This window comes from Caballeronia sp. HLA56 (assembly GCF_054655155.1).
The window spans coordinates 396,309-418,370 of the sequence record NZ_BAAHOB010000001.1; the positions used below are offsets into that span (position 1 = coordinate 396,309).

Here is a 22,062-nt window from a genome sequence, read left to right on the forward strand (position 1 = left end):
TGGTGCGGGTAATTTATCAGAATGAAGTGGCCGAATGCGGCTATGCGTGTCTGGCCATGGTGCTGTCGCATCTCGGCCGGGCGACCGAAGTACGCGAGTTGTCGAGCTACAAGCCCATTTCGGCGAACGGGCTGAGCTTGATGGACCTGTACGATGTCGCCACCGATTTCGGCCTTGCGGTGCAGGCATACCGCTTCGATCCCAACGATCTCTCGCAGGTCAAGAAGGGCTCGCTCATGCATTTCGGCGGCTCGCACTTCGTGGTGTTCGAAAAGGCGAGTCACGGCTACGTGCGCGTGCTCGATCCGGCAAGCGGCCGCCGGCGTATCTCGATGGACACGTTCCGCTCCGCCGTCTCCGGCTTTCTGCTGGAGTTCGCGCCTACGCCGCAAATGCCGCGCATCCGCGCGAAATCGCGCGTGCCCGCAGCGTTGAAGCGCGTGCGCGCACTTAATCCGGACCTCACGGCGCTCATCGCCAAGGTGCTGTTCGTCGCGCTCGGCAGTCAGTTCGCCATTCTCGCCGCGCCGTACTTCGGCAATCTGGTGCTCGACTACGTGGTCGCCGCGGACAATCGCAACTTGCTGAACGTGCTGATCATGACGTTCGCAAGCATCTTCGTGCTTGGCGCGCTGAGCGAATTCGTGCAGAAGTATCTGACTGAACTGCTCTATAACGTCACGCAGATCAACATGACCGAGGGGCTGATCGGCCATTTGCTGCGCAATCCCATGTCATGGTTCGAGAAGCGTCACGTCGGCGACGTCTTCGCGCGCGTGAAGGCGCAGGACGAGATCAGCGTGTTCGCCACGCGCTCCGCCATTTCCTTGCATATCGATCTGGCAGTCGGCGCACTCGCGCTCGTGCTCATGTTCATTCAGAGCCGCCAGCTTGCCGTGGTCGCGCTCGTCGTTTTCGCCGTGTATGTGGCGGTTGCGCTCAGCATGTTCGCGGCCATGCGCGACAATCACGCGCTCGTGCTCGAAACCTCGGCCCGTTGCGACGACTCGCTGATCGAGACCATCCGCGCGGCTTCGCTGCTCAAGCTCGCGCAAGGCGAGACCCGCCGCACGGCCATCTATATGACCGTCTACAAGGCTTACGCAGCGGCGCTTCTCAAGAGCAGCCGGCTGACCTGCACGCGCGACGGCATGCTCAAGCTCGTCAATTATGCCGATACCATCATCATCACGTATCTGGCGGCGCGTCTTATGCTGGGCGGCAAGGTGTCGGTCGGCGTGTTCTATTCGTTTCTGATCTACAAGTCGCTTATGTCGGAGCGCTTTGCGAGCGCCATCAACGCGATGTTCCAGTACTTCATGCTGAGCGTGCCGACCGCGCGCGTGGACGATATCGCCGAGAACGAGAACGAACGCTATACGCCGCTCGCGGATGCGCAGCGTGCCACCGAAGTGCGTCATTTCGAGCGTATCGACGTGCGCGATGTGACGTTCAGCTATGGCATTTCGGACCAACCGGTTCTGAAGAACGCGAGCTTCGAAGTGCGCAAGGGTGACAAGATCGTCATCACGGGGCCGTCGGGTAGCGGCAAGTCCACGCTCTTCAAGTTACTGTCGGCGGCCGAGCCGTTGCAGGAAGGGCATATCGCGCTCAACGACATCGCCTGGCCGAATCTCGCCGTCGATGAAATCCGCCGGCATCAGGCGCATATGCGTCAGGGCGACATCATCCTGCACGGATCGATCGCGGACAACATCACGCTCTTCACGGGCCAGGCGGACGAGGAGCGCATCCACAAGCTGCTCGACGACGTCGGCTTGTTACCCGACATCATGCGTTTGCCAATGCGAACGCGCACTGTCATTAGCGACACCATCGCGAATATTTCAGCGGGGCAGCGGCAGCGTCTGTTGCTGGCGCGCGCGCTCTATCAAAATCGCGAGCTATTGCTACTCGACGAACCGACCTCGAATCTCGATCCTGCATCGGTGAAGCATATCGCCGGGTTGTTGCGCAATCTCGATCGCACCGTCGTCGTGATTACGCACGATATGTCGCTGGCTTCGGCTTTCGATACGCGCTATCGCTTCGAGGATGGTGGACTCGTGCGCGAAGGCCAAGCGCCTGTGGTTGCGACGCCGGAAGAAGAAGCTCATGCATAAATCGTTGAAGCGCAGCTTGCTGCTCGGTATGTTGATACACGCGTCGCTCGCCCATGCCGACGATCTCATGGCGGTCGTTCAACAATCGCTCGGTCACGACGCCGAATTCGCGCAGGCGCGCGCAAGCTACGAGGCCGCGAAGCAAGCGGTGCCGATCGCGCGCGCCGCATTGCTGCCGCAAGTCGGAGGCGGCTGGGGACGCGCGTATAACCGCATCGTCATGGACGGCTTTCCGCGTCAGGACTATTGGCAGAACGGCTGGATGGTGACCGTCTCGCAACCGCTCTTCGACTGGAGCAAGTGGACCGCGTATCGTCAGGCGGATTTCACGGTGGCGCAAGGCGCGGTGGACTTCGCGGGGGCGCAACAGGCGTCGATCCTTCGCGCGGTGCAGGCTTATTTCGATGAACTCGCCGCGGAAGACGAGCAGAAGCGCACGGCGGACTATCTCGCGGCCATCGACTTGCAGCTCGATCAGGTGCGTCGCAAGCGGGCGGCGGGTGAGGCCACGCTCATCGACCAGCGAGAAGCCGACACCGCGCGCGAACAAGCCCAATTGCAGCAGGCGGATGCGCAGGAAGATGTATCGACGAAACGTCGCGTGGTCGAGCAAGTCACCGGCCAGCCGTTCTCGGCGTTACTTGCGTTGCCCCCAGGCATGACCTTGCCCGCCCTTTCCGACGGCGAAGAGTCGTGGACCGAGCAGGCGAAGGCGTCGAACTATTCGGTACAGTCGAAGCAACTCGGCTGGGAGATCGCGAAGTTCGATACCGCGAAGGCGCGCGCCGCGCATTATCCCGTCGCAAGCATTACGGGCACTTATCAGCCTGCTGGCGCTGCATCTGGCTACTCACGGCCTACGACTACCACCACGGCCATGTTTCAGGTGCAGATACCGCTGTTCTCGGGCGGCGAGGTTCAGGCGCGCGTGAAGCAGACGCTCGCGCTCGCGGACAAGGAGGAGCAGGCGTATCTGCTGGCATCTAGGCAAGCAGAAGCGTCCGCGCGCGACAACTTCGCACGCTATACGCGTCAACGGATTCGGGTGGATTCGCTCACGCATCTCGTGCAATCCTCGCGAGACACGCTGGATGCCACGCAGATCGGCTACAAGGTTGGCAGCCGTTCGGGCACGGATGTGCTTCGATCCATCGACGCGCTTTACACCGCGCGCCGCGATCTGCTGCGCTCTCGCTACGATGCCATCGTCGCGTTCCTGAAACTGAAGGCCGATGTCGCGACCTTAAGCACGAACGATATCGAGGTCATGAACGCGAAGTTGTGTTGCAGCGCGCAGACGGCGCTCACGGAATCGGCGAAAGCGAGCGGCGGGTCGTTCTAGTCCGCGCTCGCTCCGCGTTTCACCGCTCGCACCACGCGTGCGAGCGCCTTCAATGCATCGGCGGGGGAGTCGGCGAATTGCGCGGCGACTATGGCGCCATCCACGGCGAGCGCCAGCGCTTGTGCATCGGCCTTGGCTGTGCGCGATGCAGGCATGAGTGCGCGAATTGCCGCGGTCATATCCCGCTTGTGCCGCCGCGCGATATCCACGGCCGGCGGCAACGTGCCGCCCACTTCCACCACCGAATTGATGAACGCGCAGCCGCGATACGTGTCGCCGCCGAACCACTCGGCAAGCGCGGGCACGAGCGCTGAGAGCGAGCCGCCGTGACGCGCGAGCGCGTCGCGAAACCACGTCATCCAGTTCTCGTGACGGAACGCCAGGAACGCGACGATCAGATCGTCCTTGCTCGGAAAATAACGGTAGAACGTTTTCTTCGCGACGCCCGATTCCGCAATCACCCGGTCGATGCCGGTCGCGCGAATGCCGTCGCGATAGAAGAGATCGTGAGCCGTTTGCAGGATGCGCGCGTCGGGCGTGAGTTCCGTGACTTCGGTATGCGTATTCATGCAATCGATTGTAGACAGGTTCGTCTACCTGCGCTAGAGTAGGCCGCAGGTAGACAGACCTGTCTCCCCATATCGACTACATGTCAGAGGCAAAGGAGAGTTCGCCATGGAAAGCAAACCGCCGTTCCCGCCGTTCACCGCCGAAACCGCCGTGCAGAAAGTCCGTGCCGCCGAAGATGGCTGGAACACGCGCGACCCGAAGAAAGTCGCACTGGCTTATAGCCAGGACACCCGCTGGCGCAATCGCGCGGAATTCGTCGACGGCCGCGCTGCCGTGGAAGCGTTCCTGCAGCGCAAGTGGGATCGCGAGCTGGACTATCGACTCATCAAGGAACTGTGGGCGTATACGGGGAATCGCATTGCCGTGCGTTTCGCTTATGAATGGCACGACGATTCGGGCCACTGGCATCGCAGTTATGGCAACGAGAACTGGGAATTCAACGAGGCGGGTCTCATGACGCACCGCCATGCGTCGATCAACGACTTGCCGATTCGGGAAGCGGATCGCAAATATCATTGGCCGCTCGGACGCCGGCCGGACGACCATCCCGGCCTGAGCGATCTCGGCTTTTAACACGCGCGTACGCTCACATGTTGCGACGGCGGCGAAACGCCCACCATCCCGCGAGCACGGTAAAGCTCGCGACGATCAACACGAGCAGCCAGAAGCCGTGATGATTTTCCGCGAGCGGAATGCCGCCCACGTTCATGCCGAAGAAACCCGCGACGATATTGATCGGCAACGCGAGCACGGTCACGAGCGTCAGCGTGAACAGCGTGCGATTGCTCTGCTCGTCCATGCGCGTCGCGATCTCTTCCTGCAAGAGCTTGATGCGCTCGACGAGTCCCGCGAGATCGTTGAGCACGAGCGAAAATTCCTCGGTGGCGTCGCGCAATTCCTGAATGTCCTGCGCGTGCAGCCAGCGCGGCGGACGCGCAAGCAGCCGGAATACCGAGCCCGGTTCCGGCGCGAGCAGGCGTTGCAGCCTGACGAGCACGCGTCGCAACGCGCCGAGATCCGAACGGCTCGTGGGCGAATGCAGCGACAGAAAGCGGTCTTCTATGCCGTCCACTTCCACGCTCGTGCGCCGCACGATCTGCACGAGCAATTCCGCCTGATCGCGCAGCAGATGCGCGAGTAATTCCGCGGGCGAACGAAACAGCTCGCCACGTCGCACCGATTCGCGCAGGGAGTCCACGGAACGCAGCGGCTTCATGCGCGCGGTGACGAGAATCTTGTGATGCGTATACGCCCACAAGGTGGCGATCTCGGACGGCGTCAGTTCGAAGTTGAAGATCACATCGTTGATGACGGCGAACAACGCGCCTTCCTTATGCTCGATGCGCGTCGAGTGCGAGCCTTCGCTGAGCGTCTCGAAGAATGCGTCGGGAAGGCCGAGCCGCGTGCGCATCCAGCGTTCGCACGCGCTATTGGCGAGATCGAAGTGCAGCCAGATGAATTCCTTCGACGTATCGTCGCGGGCGAGCCAGGCGCTCGCGGTGTCGGCGTCGATGGCAACGCCCGGCTGGTCGAGATGAAACAGGAAGCCGCAGACGAGGCCGGAGAAGTCGGAGCCGTAGGACGGTCTATGCAGGGTAGCGGGATTCATGCGGGCGGTCGGTGGCAGTGGCTAAACGGCGTCATCGATATCGACTGGCGTGACAGGGCGGCAGGCGTTAGTGTGCCATTGCTCGCGCGTCTGTCGAATGGGGCGCGCGGGCCAGGTTCTTCATACCCGTGCAAATTTGGCTGTCACAAAGCGGGCGTATCATGGCGCAACGCAAGAAGGGCGCGGCGCGCCCTCGCATCGGACGATATCGACGCGAATCATTTGCCCAAACCGGGGAGAGGCAAGAGTGGACGACCGTGATGAACTGGATGGCGATACGCAAACCACGGCAGCAGGCGTGGTCCGGCTGGCTTCGGTGATCGCTGTTCTCGTGCGCGAAGGCGCGGTGGATACGCGCTTTGGCGGCAAGCTTTTCAAGCGGATCGACAAGGAAGCCCGGCGCGTGGCGGAAAACGAAGAAGCGGAGCGGGACGCGGTTTTCGCGGCGCTCGGCGAACTCGATCTGGCCTTGCGTCAGCACGACGCCGCATCGCTCGTGGAAGCAAACGCGCGCCTGCGTGACCGCGAAGAAGTGGTCGCGGGCAAGCGTCGCAAAAGCAAAAAAGACTGACCGCGCACGCCGAGAAGCGGCGGCGCGCGTCTCTGGTCCGAAACCTGCTGGCTGTTCGGCAAAATGAATTTGCCGGATTGCCATGCCTCTGACTTCGCTGACTTCGCTGACCTCGTCTTCTCAACCGTGTTCGCTGTGGACCAACCGCAGCGTCGACGTCGACCGTAAGCAATGGCGCATTCTTATCGTGGATGACAACGCCACGAGCGCCGAGGCACTCTCCGCCGCCTTTCTCGCCGATGGCTTCGAGACGCGCGTCGCGCTCGGCGGCCTGGAGGCGCTGCACGCGGTGGATCGTTGGATCCCGCACATCGTCATTCTCGATATCACCATGCCCGAGCACGACGGTTTCGCCACCGCCCGCGTCTTGCGCCGCGTGGCTCAGACGCGCGACGCCGGGATCATTGCGTTTACCGCGCTCGGTGAAGAACTCGTCAGGACGCAAGGGCTTCACGCCGGTTTCGACGGTTATTGCCAGAAGGGCAGTTCGCCGGCCGCGCTCGTGCGGCTCATCGAAAAGCTCGTGCAGGTGCATTGAGAGATAACGCCGGAAATCAGCCCGAGTTACCCGTCTATTGCACGCTCGTGCGATAAATAATCGTTTTGCCCCCGCTAAACAAAGCTCGCGCCGCTGCTGGACTGCATCGTCCGCAAACCCTTATCCGAAAAGGCTGCTCAGAACTTAAGCACAATCGTGCTGCCAGCGATTGTTGGTTCAGCGTGAAAAGTGTATTGAAAGATATCGAGATAAAAAAACGATAGTAGGGGTATACACTGCATTTCATCGACGTAGCAGACAGTTTCTCGCAAGACCGCTGCGGCGCTTTCTGATTGAACGTCAACCGTCTTTGGAGCTCACCATGAAACGCAATCTTATCGCTACTCTCTTGATCGCCGCTTCCGCCACGCTCGCAGCACCCGCATTTGCAAGCGGCTACGGCCCGGCTCCGTTCTACCGTCCGGCAGTCGGCGCGCCGAGCTCGCAACAAGGCCCGAGCGCACAAACCATTGCTGCTGAAGAAGCGGCTCATGGCGACAACCGCGCTTTCGGCGGTTCGCGTGACTCGCTGGCTCAATCGGGCAATCGTGCGCAAGCCAACGGCGACAACAACGCAAACTCGGTTTTCTTCGGTCACTGATCGAAACAGTCCGGCCGGATTATCATTCGGCTAAACGGACTGACCAGTACGCAATAAGCAAAGAAAACGGCGCCCGGAGAAACAGACTCACAAGGTCTGTTATCTCGGGCGCCGATTTCGTTTGATCGCTCGGTTTTCAGGCCGCGTTGGCCAATGCGCCGCGCATGACGGTTGCGAGTTCGGAAGCCTCGAACTTCGACACATACGCATTCGCTCCGACTTTGCGAACGTGCTGCTCGTTCGCGGAACCCGAAAGCGACGAGTGGATCACCACCGGAATATGCTGCAAACCGGATTCCGCCTTGATCCGTCGCGTGAGCGTGAAGCCGTCCATTTCCGGCATTTCCAGGTCCGTCAGCACGAGCGCGATCTGATCCGACACTTCCGTGCCGTCCTTCTGCGCCTTTCTGAGCGCCGATTCCAGCACGTCCCACGCTTCCTGACCGGTCTTGGTCATGACGAAGGGCACGCCCATCGCGGTGAGGCTCTGTCCGATGAGCGAGCGCGCCACGCCCGAGTCGTCCGCGGCGAGCACGCGCGCGCCGGGCTTGAGCCGCAGGCGGCCGGTGCTTTCCTCGGTGATATCGGATTCCTGCCCCGGCAGCACTTCTCGCACGATGCGCTCGACATCCAGCACTTGCGCAAGACGCGATCCGTCGACGTTGCCGTCCAGCCGCGCGAAGCTCGTTACCGTGCTGCCGCCCGAATGCGATTCCGCCGACAGCACCTGATTCCACTCCAGCCGCACGATGTCATCGACTTCCTCGACCGCGAAGCCCTGCGTGGTACGCGCGAACTCGGTGACGAGCAGGATCTTCGGACCGTTTTTCGGCCGGCATCCGGTGATGCGCGCCAGATCGATCACGGGAATGATCTGCCCGCGAATGTCGGCGACGCCGAGAATTTCCGCGCTCGATCCCGCGACAGCGGTGATCGTCGGCATCGCGAGAATCTCGCGCACCTTGAACACGTTGATGCCGTAGAGCTCGCGCTGTTCCGAACCCGGCGCCTCGCCGAGCCTGAACAGAAGCAGCTCGAACATGTTGCTGCCCGCGAGCCGCACGCGCTGCTCGATATCCTGTTGTGAACTGCTCACCTTTGTCATCTCCATGAGCGGCGCCTCATTGCGCCGCTTGATGCGCGCATCGCGGCGCGCGTGTCTGATTAGCGGCACGAATCGACAAAACTGAAGGCGACGCGCCTTGCGTGCGCAAACGCAAGTCCAGCGGGCCTGCAAAAACATGCGAGCGGACGGGCGCATATCCGCGAGCCGGGGTTGATCTATACTTTTTCCACGGTCGGACTTTCGCCGATGCAGCCGGTCACTTTTAAGCCCGCGCTACATGTCGCACGACGAACTGCCTCGCCCGTTACGCGCAACATCGGTTCCGCACAACAAAAGCGCGTGTTCATCGGCCGGTGAGCCGCGCGAAGCCAGACGGAGGCGCTCGATGGCAACAGTCGCACAGGTACTCAGTTCCAAACCCGATCAGACAGTCATCACGATCGCGGCAACTGCATCGGTCTACGATGCAATCAGATTGATGGCCGACCGCCATATCGGCGCGGTGATCGTCACGGAGAACGAGGAGATCGTCGGGATCGTGACCGAGCGCGACTATGCGCGCAAGGTCGTGCTGATGGACCGTTCGTCCAAGCAGACGCCGGTGCGCGACATCATGACCTCGCACGTGCGTTACGTCCGCCCCGACCAGACCACGGACGACTGCATGGCGCTCATGACGGAAAAGCGCATGCGCCATTTGCCGGTGATCGAAGACGGCAAGCTGACCGGCATGATTTCCATCGGGGACTTGGTGAAGAACATCATCTCCGAGCAGCAGTTCACCATTCAGCAGCTCGAGTACTACATTCGCGGCGGCGAACATACCTGATCTGCCTTGAGCGATGGCGCACGCCTTGCGCGTGCGTCTCGTCATGCGGCTGTAAGCATTTTGTTATGATTCGGCAGATACTCGCCGGGCTTCGTTGCGTGCGTGTCGGCGGGACGTGGCGTCTTGAGCGCGCTTCCACGGCACGTCGGCGGCCAGGCGGGACGAATCGCACGATGCCAGGAGCGCTGCCGATGACCCCGACCGCCACACCCGTCATACCCGCCGAACCTGCTCGAGGCGCGGAACAAGGGCAGACACTTGCGCCGCACGCGCCGTTTTTTATCGTGATGAACGCGGGATCGGGCCGCAAGCAGGCCGATGAAACCCGCGCCGTGCTGGACCGCGAACTTGGCGCGGCGGGTCGGCGCTTCGAAATGTGCGTCGTCGATGACCCCGGCCGTCTGCCCGCCGCCGCGCGCGAGGCGGCACAACTGGCGCTCGATCAGGGCGGCGTGCTGGTCGGCGCCGGTGGCGACGGCACGCTATGCGCCGTGGCCGAAGCGGCGCTTACGCGCGGCGTGCCATTCGCGGTGCTGCCGCGCGGCACGTTCAATTACTTCAGTCGCGATCACGGTATTCCCGCCGATCTCGAGCTTTCCACCCGCCTGTTGCTCGAAGCGCGCGTATTTCCCGCGCAGGTGGGCTACGTGAACGGCCAGATGTTCATCGTCAATGCGAGTCTCGGGCTTTATCCCAAGCTGCTGGAAGATCGCGAAACCTACAAGCAGCAATTCGGCCGCAGCCGTCTGGTCGCGCTGTGGTCCGCGCTCAACACGCTATTGCGGCGGCATCGGCATTTGCGGCTGCATATCGAGCATGAAGGGCAAGTGCGCGACATCCGTTCATCGACGCTCTTCGTCGGCAACAACCGGCTGCAACTCGAACAGATCGGCATGGCCGAAGCCGGCGCACTGGAACATGGCTTGCTTGTGGCCATTGCGCCGCGTCCGGTCGGGCGGCTCGCGCATCTGTTCCTGTCCTTGCGCGGCGCGGCAGGGCGGCTATCCGACTCCGATCACGTGACGAGTTTCACATTCGAGCGCATTACGGTGACGCATCCGTCCGGACGACGCCGTCGCGTGAAGATCGCAACCGATGGCGAAGTGGCGTGGCTGCAGATGCCGCTGGAATTCCGCGTTTCCGACAAGCCATTGCTGCTGCTCAAACCCGAGCCGGCCGTGGCCGAAGCCAATCGCTCATGAACGTTTTGCTGCAAATATCCGATCCGCATTTCGGCACCGAACGCCCGACGGTGGTGGCGGCGCTCTTGCGGCTTTCCGATGCCATCTCGCCCGATCTAGTCGTCGTCTCGGGCGACATCACGCAGCGCGCGCGGCGGTATCAGTTCGCGCTGGCGGGCGCGTTCTTCGATGCCCTCGGCACGCGGCCCCGGCTCGTCATTCCCGGCAATCACGACATTCCGCTCTTCAATCCGCTCGCGCGGCTTTTTCGTCCGTATGCGAATCATCAGCGCGTGTTCGGCGCGGAGCTCGAGCCGTCGTTCGAATCGGACACGCTGCTCGTGCTCGGCGTGAACACCACGCGTCCGTTCCGTCACAAGGACGGCGAAATTTCGATGCAACAGGTCAAACGCGTTTCCGCGCGGCTCGAAGCGGCAAGCGCGAAGCAATTGCGCGTGGTGGTCACGCATCAGCCGGTCGCGGTCACGCGCGCGAAAGACGAGGCCAACCTTCTGCATGGACACGAGCGCGCCGTGCAGCGCTGGGCGCGCGCGGGCGCCGATCTCATTCTTGGCGGGCACATTCATCTGCCCTACGTGTTGCCGCTGCACGATACCTTCGCCGGCCTGCCGCGCAAGCTGTGGGCGGTGCAGGCGGGCACGGCGCTGTCCCGGCGCACGCGCGGGACCATCGACAATTCGGTGAACGTGATTCGCTACGACGGGTCTTCGGGTACGCGCAGCACGACCGTCGAGCGCTGGGACTATGTGGAAACGAGCGAGCGCTTCGAGCTGATCGCGCGTCACGATCTCGCGCTGGATAGCGCCGCCGCCGAACCGGCAACAGTCGCATCCGCCTGATCGACGCTCTTGGAGCGCTTCGTGCTGCTGCAACTCAGGAAGCTATGTACGCCGGATGACGAGTTCCGCGAAACCTGTCGCGGGATCGTGCTCACGCGTGTAGCGTTCGTCCGGCAACTTTGCGATCAGCACTTCCGCCGTCGTGCGCACGATGCATCCCGCCGTGACGTGGCCGCCGAAGACGCGGCCATCGGCATCGGAGATGCTCATGTGCAGATGCGGCCCATCCGCCGATAGCGATCCCGCCAGCGTCAAAATTTCGAGGTCGCCGCGCAGAACGGTTGCCTCGTCGCGCCCGGCATAGCGCAAGGCAGCCACGCTCAAGCTGCCAATGCCTTGCAGGACGAACGCTGCGCCCGCTTCTTGCGCGCTTTTTTGCGAGCGAACTGCGAGATCGAGCGCGAGGCGCAGGTCATCGCCGGGAGAAAGACGCAGGGTAAGCGTGTGCATGGAAGATTCACCGCGAGCTTGAGCGTGAGAACGAGCGTAAGTCGAAGGAATGCCAACAAGCGTACACGTTCGCACGGCCCGATGGCATGATGGACCGTCGCTTGCATCGCCAACAAACCGATTGGAGACGCCATGAGTTTCGAACTGACGATGCTGGCCTGGACGCTCATCCTCGCTCTCGTGCAAGTGCTGCTGCCCGCGTTCTTGCGCAACAAGGAGACGGGCCTCAGATACAACGCCGGTCCGCGCGACGGCCCGGCGCCGCCGCCGCGCAAGCTCACCGGGCGCCTGATGCGAGCGCAATCGAACCTTTTCGAGACCTTGCCGATCTTCGCTGTCGCGGTGCTGATCGTGCATGTCGCCGGGCGCGAAAATGCGCTTACGCACTATGGCGCGCTCATGTATTTCGTCGCGCGCCTGTGCTACGTGCCGCTTTATGCGGGCGGTGTGCCGTTCGTGCGCTCGCTGGTGTGGCTCATTTCCATCGTGGGTATCGTGTTATTGCTCGTGCCCATCATCTGACGCGTGATTGAACGTGATCGACCTCAAGGGAGTGATTGCATGTCCGCACAACCGTACGATCCATCGGTAGTGGAAGTCGAAACCGCGCCGGACCCCGAGTTCGCGGTGATCCTCATGCACGGACTCGGCGCGGATGCCAACGACTTCGTGCCGCTCGTGCCCGAACTGCGTCTGGCCGATGCCCCCGCCATGCGCTTCGTGTTTCCGAACGCGCCGGAGATTCCCGTAACCGCGAACAACGGCTACGTGATGCGCGCGTGGTACGACATCCTGTCGTTCGAAGGTATCAACCGGCGCGTGGACGAGGCGGGCATCGAGACGTCTGTGGCCTTCGTGCGCGAACTCGTTGCGCAGCAGAACGCGCGCGGCATCGCCTCCGAGCGCATCTTTCTTGCCGGCTTTTCGCAGGGCGGCGCAATGACCTATCAGGCGGGGCTCACGCATCCGGAAAAGCTCGCGGGGCTGATCGTGCTGTCGGGTTATATCCCGTCGAAAGGCTTGATCGATGCCTCGTTCAGCGATGCGAACCGCGACACGCCGATCTTCGCCGCGCACGGCAGCTTCGACGACGTACTCAACGTGCGGCTAGGCGAGGAAGCCGTGGACTTCGCGCGCGAGCAGGGCTGCACGGTGGAATGGAATACGTATCCGATGCCGCATTCGGTCTGCATGGAGGAAGTGGAAGCACTGCGCGAGTGGCTGGGTGCGCGCTTGCGCGAGGGTTGAAGCGCCGCGTTGGTATGCCCGCCGATCCGCTTCGGCAAGGTGGAAGCCGCAGCGTGTCGGCATTGCCGCGGCGCGCGCCGGTTGCATGAAAGAAGCGGTGCACTAGACAAGCACGTCAGCCGCGCAATGTCCGAGCAAAGAGTTCGAGCACCGCGTCCGCATTGACGCCGATACACGCGTCGCACGATGGCCGCGTGTCCCAATCCGGCGCGCTGGCACGCATCGACGTGGGCTTTTGCACAGTCAAACCCGCCGCGATACCTTCGGTCAGCACGCGCACCGGCCCGCTTCTCGTCGTGAACAGTTCGCGCGAGACGACGAAAGCGGCCGCCGAATAATCGTGCGCGTAGATGCCGCGCGTCTCGCCATCGTTCGCGTGAAAGCGCTCGTAAAAGCGCGAGACGTTCCATACGAACCGGCCGGCATTGCCTGCGCTGTCCCGCACATCGGCGAGAAACGCGTTCGTCATCACGGTTTCATGCGTTACATCGAGCCCGACGATCGACACCTTCCACGGCGCGCCGAAGACGATATCGGCCGCTTCCGGGTCGCCATGGATGTTTGCCTCGGCGGCGGGCGTCACGTTGCCGAGCGCGCCGTTGTTACCGAACGCGCCGCCCATGACGACGACCTCGCGCACGAGCGATGCAATCTCCGGATCGTCTCGCAACGCGAGCGCGAGATTCGTGAGCGGCCCGACCGCGAGCAGCGTGATTTCGCCCGGCTCCGCGCGCACCTTTTCGATAATGAACCGATGTGCCGCGCGCCCGTCCTCCTTCACCGTGACGGCTTCCGTGCGCTCGACGTTGCCGAGCGCATCGTCGCCGTGGATTTGCGGAATAGGTTCGGGCGCGGCGCGTTGCAAAGGCGCCGCCGCACCGCGTGCGACCGGCACATTCGGCGCGAAACGCGATGCAAGATAGAGCGCGTTGGCGGTCGTCGTATGGATATCGGCATTGCCGAACACGCTCGTGATGCCGACGAGTTCGATCCGCGGATGCAACGTCTGAAACACGAGCGCGATAGCGTCGTCGATACCGGGGTCGGTGTCGTAGATGACCTTGTGCACACTCATGCGATGGCTGCCTCGCAAGCGCTCTGGCCGGCGGCTGCGTTCGGCATCAACGCGACCATGCCGCGGCGCAATTCCGCCGGGCTCACGGGCTTGCTCAGCACATCCTGCTCGCACGCGAGCGGCACGATGGTGGCCGACGGTTCGCCCGTCACGACCAGACACGGACACGGACGGCCGAGCCTTGCGGTGCCCAGCATGGCCACTTCGCGCGCGGTCTTGGAGTCGCGCAGGCGGTAGTCGGTGATGATGAGATCCGGGAAGCGCTCGATGTCCGCGAGAATGGTTTCGAACTCGTCGAAGGTCGCGGCGGAGTCGTAAAGCACGCCCCATTGCGAAAGCAGCGCCTCGGTGGATGCGCGCACGAGGCCGTCGTCTTCCACGAGCAGCACGTAGCGCCCGCTCAGCGCCGCCGCTTCGTTCGCCTCGGACAATGCAGGCGCGCGCGTGGACGGCTTGTCGAGCGTCGGTCCGCACTGCGGCATTTCCAGTGAGAAACGCGAACCGCGCCCTTCGGTGGACTTGAGCTCGATGCGGTGTTCGTCCAGCATCGAAATGACCGCATTGACGATAGACAGGCCGAGTCCCAGCCCCTTGTCGCGATCTTGCTCCGGGTTGTCGACCTGGAAGAAGGGCTGGAAGATGGCGTCGAAATAATCGGCCGGAATGCCGATGCCGTTATCCAGCACGTCGATGCGCGCCCGCGTCGGCGAGCGCACCACGCCGACGATCACGGTGGGCTTGGCGGTCTTGCTGGCGCTCTTGCTTTGATCGGCGTACTTGATGCCGTTCGAGATCAGATTGGCGATGGCGCGTCCGAGCCAGTGCGCGTCGCTTCGCACGCAGACGACTTCCGACTTCGGCAGCCGCAGCCGCAAGTCGACGCCACGGCTCATGGCGAACGGACGCAATTGTTCGACGGCTTCCTCGATGGTTCGCCGCACGTCGAACACGTGATAGCGCGGCACCACGCGGCCCGATTCGAGCCGCGAGAGATCGAGCACGGCATTTAAGAGCCGCGCCAGAATGATCGACGAGCGCCCGCATTCGTCGATGAGCCGTTCCGCCTGCTCGAACTCGCCGTTGCGGATGGCCTCGGCGGCGGCTTGCAGGAACAGGTTGAGCGCGTGCATTGGCTGGCGCAGATCGTGGGTCGCGGCGGCGAGGAAATTGGACTTCTCGCGGCTCGCGGTTTGCGCGGCGATCATCTGCTGTTCGCGCAACGCGAGCAATGCCGTGGTCTTGTTCTCCTGGTCCTTCCTGGAGATCTCCAACTCGTCGTTCTTGCGCGCGAGCGAGCCGTTCGCGGCGCGCAGTTCGTCGTTGAGCGAGGCGAGCGCGCGCTCGGCGGAAAAGCGTTCGCGCGAGACGCGTTCGGCGTGCACGCAGACGCCGTGGCCGACCACGATCACGTTGAACATATAGAACAGTCCGGCAAAGAAATTCTCCGGATTGAGCAGATGCGCGGTGAGCTGCAGCACCACGATTGACGCCATGGTGACGATGCCCGCCGTCAGCACGACCCGCGAGCGCAGATAGAAGAAGCTGAACTGCACGAAGAGCGCGAGGCACAGCCCCGTGAAATGCTGCGTGTAGTTATAGGGCGAGGGCGTGATCGCGAAGAGCGCGAGGATCAGACACAAGAGCCCGTAGATGCCCGTGAGGATGACCTTCTCGGACATCGCGTGCGAGCGGAACGAGGGCCGCAGGACGAGACAGCATTCGAGAATCAGCAACACGATGCCCGCAAAGCGGATTGCCAGAATGTCGGACAGGCGCCCGTTCAGCGCGCTGTTGCCTTGCGAGAAACTGAAGTCCCACCAGAGGAAGCAGGTCCAGATGACGAGCGCGAGCAGCGCGGATGCGCGCCTGAACGCGCAGAAGCGCTGCGCGTGATCTTCGAGGAATTGCGCTTCCAGCGCGCGGTCGGCGAAAGCGGCCGGAATGGAAAGATTGCGAACGAGACTGAGCCCCGCTTCTCGCGCGGCGGAGAAAATCTCGGGAGTGCGCACACGTTCGGCGCGTTGAGGGACGGCCATCGCTTGTTTGAGTCGCGGTTTCGGGGATATCTACTGTAGGACAACTTGGTCTTACCAATACGCCTTTTTTTAGGCATCAACCGTTAAAAACGGAAATTAATGCGAGCTTTTGGCGGGCGGACGCTGAAAAAAGATGGCTTTGGACGGCAGCGGCGGGGAAGGAGGAGAGAGTCGACGCGCAAAGCAACCGGTGCATCTCGGAACCGGATCAGTCGAACGGCGAGCCGGGCATGCCTGCTCGCCGTATCGAAGGACGGCCACGACAGATGCCCCCCGCGCGATGACGAGGGCTAACCGTACCGCGCGAGAGTGCGCGATACCGCGCCTCGCGCATTCACGATTTCGGTTTGGCCTTGGTGCTGCGTTTGGCGACCTGCGTTTCCTTGGCGCCCGCTGCCTTGGGCGGCGATGCCTTGGGACCGGCCGTTTTCTTGCGGCTCGACATTTCGGTTTCGGCGGGATTGCTCGCTTGAGCCTTGCGTGGGGATGGCATGATGACCTCCTTCAGTGTGTGTCCAGGACGAACACACTGATAACCATAGGACGCGCATAGCCGGGAATCAAGACAGCGCAAGGCTTTCGCGCCGTCTTTCGCAAAAAGCTTCTGAGAGCGAAGCAATTCGCGGTCTCGACGCGCCGCATCGACGCCAGTTCAGCCGATGAGCTTGAGCCCTGCCGGCAACGCCTCGCCGAACACGCGGCCTTCGTCGGCGCGATCGAGCGTGACGACTTCGCGGACCATGGCGATCCACGCTTCCGCCGCGCCCATCGTCTCCAGGCGCTGCACGACGGCGGCGCGGATGTCGTCGGGAAGGTCGCGCGAACGGTCGCCCGTCATGCGCGCGATCTGCACGGCCGCGAACGCCGCCGGATCGACCTTCTTCCAGTCGAGCGCGAGGATCGCGCCGAGCCAGGCGGTCGCCGTCTCGGGCGGCACGACGCCATGCGCGCTGCCGTAGAACGGCTGCCGCGCGCCGATCCGCCCGACCGCCCACCAGCTCTGCACGTTCTCCGAAGGCTTCTTCAGCCGCGTGAGCAGCCATTCGCCGGTTTCGATCTTGCGCGCGACCGGCACGCGTTCGAGCGATGCCGCGAGCCGCACCATGTCTTCATAGCCCGCGCGCGCAGCGCCCGCCGCGCGCCGATAGCGGCTCGTGCCGGGCGGTTGAAGCACGAAGGCCATGTCGTCGAGCAGGCGCAGTTGCGCGGCTTCGGGCAGACCGCCTGCCGCGCGCCGCCATAGCGTCCACCATTCGGACCAGATCTGGCTTTCGTTGCCGTACTGGATGCCCTGGTCGAAGAGCGTCCACAATTGCTCGACGCGCCAGCCATCCAGCGGATGACCGAAGCCCGGCCGCAAGCAATAGCCCGTCAGGTTGAGCCACAGCCGTTCGTGATCGGCGGAACGGCGGCGGCGTTTCGCGCGGTCCCACAGCGCGCCGTAAAGCTCGCGCAAGAGCGCGAGATCCCAGCTATCGCGCGGGCCGAGCGCCTGTTCGAGCAGCGCGCGCAGGCGCTTGATCTCCTTCGGGCCGACGTCCTGCGAACGCGCGCCGAAAGTGCGGTCGATCAGATCGATGGCTTTCGGCAACGCAGGATGCGTTTCGCTTGCCGCCGCGTCGTTCGACGCATTTTCCCGGCGCAATTGAAATTCGAGCAGCCAGCGTTTGGCGGGATCGTCGGTGGCGATGCAGTGCATCTCCAGCGTGCCGACTTCAGTGAGCGAAGTCGTCAATTGCACGGGCGTCTCGTTGGGCTTGTGCGCGTGATTCGCCTCCTGGCCGCGCGGATCGACGACCGTGGCGATGGGCGGCAAACGCACGAAGTCGCCGGCCGAGGCGCTGACATCAGCGATCTCGCCTGCCTTGAACGTCGCATCCGCCACCGAAGACACCAGGTGAAAGCGCACCGGCGCGCCGAGCCGCAACGCGAAGGTGCGGTCCGCCAGATGGATGGCCTGACCTTCCTCGGTGCCGCGCGGCAGCACGCAGACGCCGCGCTCGCCAGCGTCGCTCTTGTCTTCGTCGAGCAGCAGGAAGTAGCTGCGCGCAGAGCCGCCGCCGATCTTCGGTGCGCGGCCCGCGCGCGCGAGCGCATAGGCGACCGCGCCGCGCGCCACGGCAACGTCCGGATCGTGATTGGCGAGCACGTGGACCGGCCCGCCGCGCCATGAACCGAGCGCCTCGGCGATACGGCTCGCAAGCGGTTCGGCGCGAAACACGCCGCCGTTCAGGAGCAGCGTGTCGGGAACGGGCAAGCTGGCTTGGTCAGATGCCGCTTCGCCCAACGCCTCGCGCGCCTGCGTGGCATGTTGCGCGAGAAACGCCGCGACGTGCCGCGTGACGCCGGCATCGCTTGCATAAGGCAGCCCGAATTCGACGATACCCCCGCGCGCGCGACGCGGACGCTCGTCGGGCGCGACCATCGGAAAGAAGCCATCGACGATGATCCGCACGATCTCCTCGCGCGTCACTTCCGTGGAGCGCGCGCCGCCGATCAGCTTCGAGCCCGCGCCGAGCAGCGTGATCGTGGCCTTGTCCGGCGCGTTGGCGCCGAGCAATTGCTCCTTGGCCGCGCGGCAACGTTCGACGAGTTGCGAAAGACGCGCGGCGGAGAGGCGCTCCTGATCGTTGCCGGCAAGGCGCCGCTCCACCAGATGCGCAAGCGCCAGGTCCATGTTGTCGCCGCCGAGCATCAGGTGGTTGCCCACGCCGATGCGCGTCAGGCGCGGCTCCGAGCCGTCCATCGCGACCTGGATCAGCGTGAGGTCGGTCGTGCCGCCGCCGACATCGCAGATGAGCACGAGCCGCGTGGCCGCGAGTTCATCGGCGAGCTTTTCGCGATGGTGAAACAGCCAGTCGTAGAACGCCGCCTGCGGTTCCTCCAGCAGGCGCAGCGCCGTAAGCCCGGCCATGCGCGCCGCTTCGAGCGTGAGGGCGCGCGCGCCTTCATCGAACGATGCGGGCACGGTGAGCACGAGGTCCTGCGCTTCGAGCGGCGAGCCCGGAAAGCGATGGTTCCACGCCGCGCGCACATGCGCGAGATAACTCGCGCTCGCGGCGACGGGCGAGATCTTTTCGATGTCGTCGCCCGCGCCCCACGGCAGAATTTGCGCGACACGATCCACCGAAGCATGCGAGAGCCAGCTTTTCGCGCTCGAAACGAGCCGCCCCGGAACCTGCGCGCCCAGCACGCGCGCGAGCTGGCCGACCACTTCGGGCTGTGCCCCGGCGTTTGCGTCACGGGGCCACGGCAACTGCAAGTCGCTCGCGTTCAGTTCTCCCGCTGCCGCGTGATACCGCAACGATGGCAGGAGCGGGCGCGCCGCCACTTCGCCCGGACTCACGAGCTGTTCCATCTCGAAGACGCGAATCTCGTCCGAGCCCGCTTCGGCATAGGCGACGACGGTATTGCTCGTGCCCAGATCGATACCGACGCGATAGCGCGCGCCCGCCGCCTTCTTACGCGCCGGCACTTACAGGCCCATGCCCGAGTCGGCGCTCACGCCGCCGCGCATGTCGAACTCGACCTTCCAGCGCTCGGACGATCCGCGCGGCACGGCTTCGAGTTCGAGCGTGCCGGCCTCGGTGATGCGCGCGTGCAGCTTGACCGGCACGACTTCGCCGGGCGTGCGCCCTTCCGATGGCAGCGATGCCTCGATCTCCTCGAGTTCCTGCAGTTCGTCCGGCTGCCAGTATTCGAGCAGCGTGCCCACCTCGTCCTGACGGCGCACCGACGAGCCGAAGAAGCGGAAATGCACCGGCTCTCCGACCACGAGCCCGAACTCCTGCGCGGGCAGCGCGGCCTCCGTGCCTTCCTCCATGCCGAAAGGCGCCACGCACAGTGCCTGCACGGGCGGTTCGAGTCCGGGCACGGCAGGCATTGCCGACTCGACCGCGACGTAGTATGCGCGTGCCGTGCCGCCACGAATGCGCACGCCCTTGCCGCGCCGAACATAGCCGTAATAGGCCGCGCCGCGCGCCACCGCCAGATCGAGGTCCGCGCCTTCGAGCAGACGCGCGGCGGGCGCGTTCTCGGCGGCGAGCCATGAATTGAGCGTGGACATGACGCGCTCGACCAGGAGCGGCGACTTGAACACGCCGCCGTTGAAGAGCACCGCGGTCGGATGCAGCAGCGTCGCGCCTTGCGGGGCTTCGTGCGGCAAGCCTTCGATTTGCGCGAGCGCGTTCACCTGACGGCCGAGGAACGCGGCGAGGTGACGCGTCACGGCGGCATCCTGCGCATAGGGCAGACCGAGTTGCGTGAGACCGGCGCGTGCGCGGCTGACCGGGCGCGCGCTGCCATCGACTTGCGGGAAGAAGCCTTCGAGCAAGATCTGCGTGAGTTCGGCGCGCGTGAGCTCGGTGCGCAGCGAGCCGCCGATCAGCTTCGAGCCACGGCTCGGCACGACGAGCGGCACGGTTTCCGTGTCCGGATGGGTGAGCAGCGTTTCCTTGGCCGAACGGCACGCATAAGTGAGCGCGCGCAGTTGCCACGGATCGGGTTGCGTGCCGGCGGCCGCGAGCTTGCGCGCGACGATATGCGCGAGCGCCAGGTCCATGTTGTCGCCGCCCAGCAGGATGTGTTCGCCGACCGCGACGCGATGCAGTTCGAGATTGCCTTCACGCTCAACCACGGCGATCAGCGAGAGATCGGTGGTGCCGCCGCCGACATCGACGACGAGAATCACATCGCCCACTTTCACTTGCTTGCGCCAGCCGCCCGTCGACTTCTGAATCCAGCTGTAGAGCGCGGCTTGCGGTTCTTCGAGCAGTGTCATGCGCGCATAGCCGGCCGCCGCCGCGGCTTCGGCGGTGAGTTCGCGGGCGGCGGGGTCGAAGGAGGCGGGAATCGTCACGGTGACGTCCTGCTGATCGAAAGGCGCGTCCGGATGCGCGTGATTCCATGCCTCGCGCAAGTGCGTGAGATAGCGCACCGAGCTTTCGAGCGGCGAGACGCGTTCGACTTCCTCGGGAGCATCGGCGGGAAGGATGGCCGCGCGACGATCCACGCCCGGATGGCAGAGCCAGCTTTTCGCGCTGGAGACGAGGCGGATGGGCGTGCCAGCGCCCCGGCTGCGCGCCAGCTCACCGACGATAAACGGGCGTTCCTGCGTCCACGGCAAGGTCAGATCGCCGGGCGCGAGTTCGCTCGGATGCGGCAGATACAGAAACGAAGGCAGCAACTCGCGCTCCTCGGCCGCGCCAGGCGCCGTCAGTTGCGCGATGGACAGCACGCCTTGCGCGGTCTTCTCGCCGTCGCTTGCGGACAAGTCGACGTAGGACAGCGCGCAGTGCGTGGTGCCGAGATCGACGCCGATGGAATAGCGCGGCGCGTTCTCTTCGTGATGATCGCTCATAGCTCCACCTCGGCCGGTGCGACGATGCTCGCGTCGTGTTGGTCCGCGAGCTTCGGCAGACGTGTTTCAGCGACCTTCCAGCCGCGATGGCTGAGATTGCCCGAGAACGGCGGCTTGCCGACGACGTTGCCGGTCACCCGCACGGCGCTGGCGTCGAAACCTTCGGGCAGCGTGATGCGGCTGCCTTCGGCTTCGTTGCGCACAGGCTGGACCGTGAAATGTTCGCGCAGCACCGAGCGGCAGCCGTCGTGCACGAGACGCGCGGCCGCGCCGATATCGGCGTCGCTGTAATTGGCGATGTCTTCCTCGACGAAATCGATGAAGCGGGCGTCGCGCTGCAAAAGGCCGAGCAATTGCAAGGCGGCGACGGGGCTCGATTCCTTCAGCGGCGACGGCGCGGGCTTGGGCGCGACCGGCGCGGTTGCCACCGGCGCGGCGGCGGGCACGGGCGCTTCCGGCGCATGCGGGGCTTCGCGCAGGCGCTGCACGCGGCCGGCGAACGCGCCGTTGCCGAGCACGCCGAAGAACGCTCCGAAGGCAATGCCTATCCTGCCGAAGAAGGACGGATTCATGTCGGTCATGTGTTTGATGCTCCTTGTGGCTG

At 63.9% G+C, this 22,062-nt stretch carries 21 protein-coding genes; 11 read left to right on the top strand and 10 right to left on the bottom strand.

All coding sequences use genetic code 11. The annotated features are described in order from the left end of the window. Positions 1 to 2 precede the first annotated feature (2 nt). Both ACYQ47_RS01905 and ACYQ47_RS01910 read left to right on the top strand, forming a co-directional pair. The gene (locus tag ACYQ47_RS01905; protein WP_459904815.1) at positions 3 to 2,123 is read left to right on the top strand and encodes a peptidase domain-containing ABC transporter; all 2,121 of its coding nucleotides are present in this window, start codon (positions 3 to 5) and stop codon (positions 2,121 to 2,123) included. Then, complete coding sequence (locus ACYQ47_RS01910; protein WP_459904313.1) at positions 2,116 to 3,465, top strand: TolC family outer membrane protein; 1,350 nt, start codon at positions 2,116 to 2,118, stop codon at positions 3,463 to 3,465. Before ACYQ47_RS01905 ends, ACYQ47_RS01910 begins: the two co-directional genes overlap by 8 nt. Here the strand turns inward: ACYQ47_RS01910 and ACYQ47_RS01915 are convergent. Continuing rightward, positions 3,462 to 4,034: a TetR/AcrR family transcriptional regulator gene (locus ACYQ47_RS01915; protein ID WP_244828540.1), complete on the bottom strand. Its 573-nt coding sequence runs from the start codon at positions 4,032 to 4,034 to the stop codon at positions 3,462 to 3,464. The genes ACYQ47_RS01910 and ACYQ47_RS01915 overlap by 4 nt on opposite strands. A gap of 106 nt (positions 4,035 to 4,140) precedes the next feature. Between ACYQ47_RS01915 and ACYQ47_RS01920 the strand changes: the two genes are divergently transcribed. After that, complete coding sequence (locus ACYQ47_RS01920; RefSeq protein WP_459904314.1) at positions 4,141 to 4,608, top strand: nuclear transport factor 2 family protein; 468 nt, start codon at positions 4,141 to 4,143, stop codon at positions 4,606 to 4,608. A gap of 13 nt (positions 4,609 to 4,621) precedes the next feature. Here the strand turns inward: ACYQ47_RS01920 and ACYQ47_RS01925 are convergent, their stop codons facing one another. After that, the gene (locus ACYQ47_RS01925) at positions 4,622 to 5,644 is read right to left on the bottom strand and encodes a transporter (protein ID WP_459904315.1); all 1,023 of its coding nucleotides are present in this window, start codon (positions 5,642 to 5,644) and stop codon (positions 4,622 to 4,624) included. 247 nt (positions 5,645 to 5,891) lie between these two features. Between ACYQ47_RS01925 and ACYQ47_RS01930 the strand changes: the two genes are divergently transcribed. The 3 genes from ACYQ47_RS01930 (at position 5,892) to ACYQ47_RS01940 (ending at position 7,354) form a co-directional block, all read left to right on the top strand. Then, the gene (locus tag ACYQ47_RS01930) at positions 5,892 to 6,215 is read left to right on the top strand and encodes a hypothetical protein (protein WP_244828535.1); all 324 of its coding nucleotides are present in this window, start codon (positions 5,892 to 5,894) and stop codon (positions 6,213 to 6,215) included. An 82-nt stretch (positions 6,216 to 6,297) separates the two neighbouring features. After that, positions 6,298 to 6,753 (top strand): response regulator, encoded by a 456-nt coding sequence (locus tag ACYQ47_RS01935; RefSeq protein ID WP_310392998.1) that lies wholly within the window; start codon positions 6,298 to 6,300, stop codon positions 6,751 to 6,753. A gap of 322 nt (positions 6,754 to 7,075) precedes the next feature. Further along, positions 7,076 to 7,354, top strand: coding sequence for a hypothetical protein (locus ACYQ47_RS01940; RefSeq protein WP_244828532.1), 279 nt, complete (start codon positions 7,076 to 7,078; stop codon positions 7,352 to 7,354). A 136-nt stretch (positions 7,355 to 7,490) separates the two neighbouring features. Here the strand turns inward: ACYQ47_RS01940 and ACYQ47_RS01945 are convergent, their stop codons facing one another. After that, the gene (locus ACYQ47_RS01945) at positions 7,491 to 8,450 is read right to left on the bottom strand and encodes a chemotaxis protein (protein WP_244828531.1); all 960 of its coding nucleotides are present in this window, start codon (positions 8,448 to 8,450) and stop codon (positions 7,491 to 7,493) included. A gap of 355 nt (positions 8,451 to 8,805) precedes the next feature. Between ACYQ47_RS01945 and ACYQ47_RS01950 the strand changes: the two genes are divergently transcribed. From ACYQ47_RS01950 to ACYQ47_RS01960, 3 genes are all read left to right on the top strand, one after another. Next, positions 8,806 to 9,249, top strand: coding sequence for a CBS domain-containing protein (locus ACYQ47_RS01950; protein ID WP_244828530.1), 444 nt, complete (start codon positions 8,806 to 8,808; stop codon positions 9,247 to 9,249). 191 nt (positions 9,250 to 9,440) lie between these two features. Next, on the top strand, positions 9,441 to 10,451 hold the full coding sequence (locus ACYQ47_RS01955; RefSeq protein WP_459904317.1) for a diacylglycerol/lipid kinase family protein: 1,011 nt from the start codon (positions 9,441 to 9,443) through the stop codon (positions 10,449 to 10,451). Beyond that, positions 10,448 to 11,290, top strand: a complete 843-nt coding sequence (locus tag ACYQ47_RS01960) for a metallophosphoesterase family protein (RefSeq protein ID WP_250466715.1) — start codon at positions 10,448 to 10,450, stop codon at positions 11,288 to 11,290. Before ACYQ47_RS01955 ends, ACYQ47_RS01960 begins: the two co-directional genes overlap by 4 nt. Before the next feature lie 42 nt (positions 11,291 to 11,332). Here the strand turns inward: ACYQ47_RS01960 and ACYQ47_RS01965 are convergent, their stop codons facing one another. Continuing rightward, positions 11,333 to 11,740, bottom strand: coding sequence for a PPC domain-containing DNA-binding protein (locus tag ACYQ47_RS01965; protein WP_244828521.1), 408 nt, complete (start codon positions 11,738 to 11,740; stop codon positions 11,333 to 11,335). A 132-nt stretch (positions 11,741 to 11,872) separates the two neighbouring features. Between ACYQ47_RS01965 and ACYQ47_RS01970 the strand changes: the two genes are divergently transcribed. After that, positions 11,873 to 12,262, top strand: coding sequence for an MAPEG family protein (locus tag ACYQ47_RS01970; protein ID WP_244828519.1), 390 nt, complete (start codon positions 11,873 to 11,875; stop codon positions 12,260 to 12,262). Between the two features lie 39 nt (positions 12,263 to 12,301). Next, positions 12,302 to 12,988 carry an alpha/beta hydrolase gene (locus ACYQ47_RS01975; RefSeq protein WP_244828518.1) on the top strand — a complete coding sequence of 229 codons (687 nt, stop codon included), beginning with the start codon at positions 12,302 to 12,304 and terminating at the stop codon, positions 12,986 to 12,988. A gap of 115 nt (positions 12,989 to 13,103) precedes the next feature. Here ACYQ47_RS01975 and ACYQ47_RS01980 read toward each other — a convergent pair whose 3' ends face one another. The 6 genes from ACYQ47_RS01980 to ACYQ47_RS02005 all read right to left on the bottom strand — a co-directional run bounded on the left by ACYQ47_RS01980 (position 13,104) and on the right by ACYQ47_RS02005 (position 22,039). Beyond that, positions 13,104 to 14,063, bottom strand: a complete 960-nt coding sequence (locus ACYQ47_RS01980; protein ID WP_459904318.1) for a nucleoside hydrolase — start codon at positions 14,061 to 14,063, stop codon at positions 13,104 to 13,106. Next, a complete protein-coding gene (locus ACYQ47_RS01985; protein ID WP_250493237.1) occupies positions 14,060 to 16,099 on the bottom strand; it encodes an ATP-binding response regulator in 2,040 nt (679 codons plus the stop codon). Before ACYQ47_RS01985 ends, ACYQ47_RS01980 begins: the two co-directional genes overlap by 4 nt. A 334-nt stretch (positions 16,100 to 16,433) precedes the next feature. Further along, positions 16,434 to 16,592: a hypothetical protein gene (locus tag ACYQ47_RS01990; protein WP_244828514.1), complete on the bottom strand. Its 159-nt coding sequence runs from the start codon at positions 16,590 to 16,592 to the stop codon at positions 16,434 to 16,436. Positions 16,593 to 16,751: 159 nt separating this feature from the next. Continuing rightward, positions 16,752 to 19,574 carry an Hsp70 family protein gene (locus ACYQ47_RS01995; RefSeq protein ID WP_459904319.1) on the bottom strand — a complete coding sequence of 941 codons (2,823 nt, stop codon included), beginning with the start codon at positions 19,572 to 19,574 and terminating at the stop codon, positions 16,752 to 16,754. Beyond that, positions 19,575 to 21,458, bottom strand: coding sequence for an Hsp70 family protein (locus ACYQ47_RS02000; protein ID WP_244828511.1), 1,884 nt, complete (start codon positions 21,456 to 21,458; stop codon positions 19,575 to 19,577). It abuts the gene before it with no gap. Further along, positions 21,455 to 22,039 carry a DUF2760 domain-containing protein gene (locus ACYQ47_RS02005; protein WP_250526603.1) on the bottom strand — a complete coding sequence of 195 codons (585 nt, stop codon included), beginning with the start codon at positions 22,037 to 22,039 and terminating at the stop codon, positions 21,455 to 21,457. Before ACYQ47_RS02005 ends, ACYQ47_RS02000 begins: the two co-directional genes overlap by 4 nt. Positions 22,040 to 22,062 lie beyond the last annotated feature (23 nt).

What these genes read in the sequence shown, in the direction of transcription:
- ACYQ47_RS01910 (WP_459904313.1), top strand. Translation starts at nt 2,116, where the DNA reads ATGCATAAATCGTTGAAGCGCAGCTTGCTGCTCGGTATGTTGATACAC.
- ACYQ47_RS01915 (WP_244828540.1), bottom strand. Translation starts at nt 4,034, where the DNA reads ATGAATACGCATACCGAAGTCACGGAACTCACGCCCGACGCGCGCATC.
- ACYQ47_RS01920 (WP_459904314.1), top strand. Translation starts at nt 4,141, where the DNA reads ATGGAAAGCAAACCGCCGTTCCCGCCGTTCACCGCCGAAACCGCCGTG.
- ACYQ47_RS01925 (WP_459904315.1), bottom strand. Translation starts at nt 5,644, where the DNA reads ATGAATCCCGCTACCCTGCATAGACCGTCCTACGGCTCCGACTTCTCC.
- ACYQ47_RS01935 (WP_310392998.1), top strand. Translation starts at nt 6,298, where the DNA reads ATGCCTCTGACTTCGCTGACTTCGCTGACCTCGTCTTCTCAACCGTGT.
- ACYQ47_RS01940 (WP_244828532.1), top strand. Translation starts at nt 7,076, where the DNA reads ATGAAACGCAATCTTATCGCTACTCTCTTGATCGCCGCTTCCGCCACG.
- ACYQ47_RS01950 (WP_244828530.1), top strand. Translation starts at nt 8,806, where the DNA reads ATGGCAACAGTCGCACAGGTACTCAGTTCCAAACCCGATCAGACAGTC.
- ACYQ47_RS01955 (WP_459904317.1), top strand. Translation starts at nt 9,441, where the DNA reads ATGACCCCGACCGCCACACCCGTCATACCCGCCGAACCTGCTCGAGGC.
- ACYQ47_RS01960 (WP_250466715.1), top strand. Translation starts at nt 10,448, where the DNA reads ATGAACGTTTTGCTGCAAATATCCGATCCGCATTTCGGCACCGAACGC.
- ACYQ47_RS01965 (WP_244828521.1), bottom strand. Translation starts at nt 11,740, where the DNA reads ATGCACACGCTTACCCTGCGTCTTTCTCCCGGCGATGACCTGCGCCTC.
- ACYQ47_RS01970 (WP_244828519.1), top strand. Translation starts at nt 11,873, where the DNA reads ATGAGTTTCGAACTGACGATGCTGGCCTGGACGCTCATCCTCGCTCTC.
- ACYQ47_RS01975 (WP_244828518.1), top strand. Translation starts at nt 12,302, where the DNA reads ATGTCCGCACAACCGTACGATCCATCGGTAGTGGAAGTCGAAACCGCG.
- ACYQ47_RS01980 (WP_459904318.1), bottom strand. Translation starts at nt 14,063, where the DNA reads ATGAGTGTGCACAAGGTCATCTACGACACCGACCCCGGTATCGACGAC.
- ACYQ47_RS01985 (WP_250493237.1), bottom strand. Translation starts at nt 16,099, where the DNA reads ATGGCCGTCCCTCAACGCGCCGAACGTGTGCGCACTCCCGAGATTTTC.
- ACYQ47_RS01990 (WP_244828514.1), bottom strand. Translation starts at nt 16,592, where the DNA reads ATGCCATCCCCACGCAAGGCTCAAGCGAGCAATCCCGCCGAAACCGAA.
- ACYQ47_RS02000 (WP_244828511.1), bottom strand. Translation starts at nt 21,458, where the DNA reads ATGAGCGATCATCACGAAGAGAACGCGCCGCGCTATTCCATCGGCGTC.
- ACYQ47_RS02005 (WP_250526603.1), bottom strand. Translation starts at nt 22,039, where the DNA reads ATGACCGACATGAATCCGTCCTTCTTCGGCAGGATAGGCATTGCCTTC.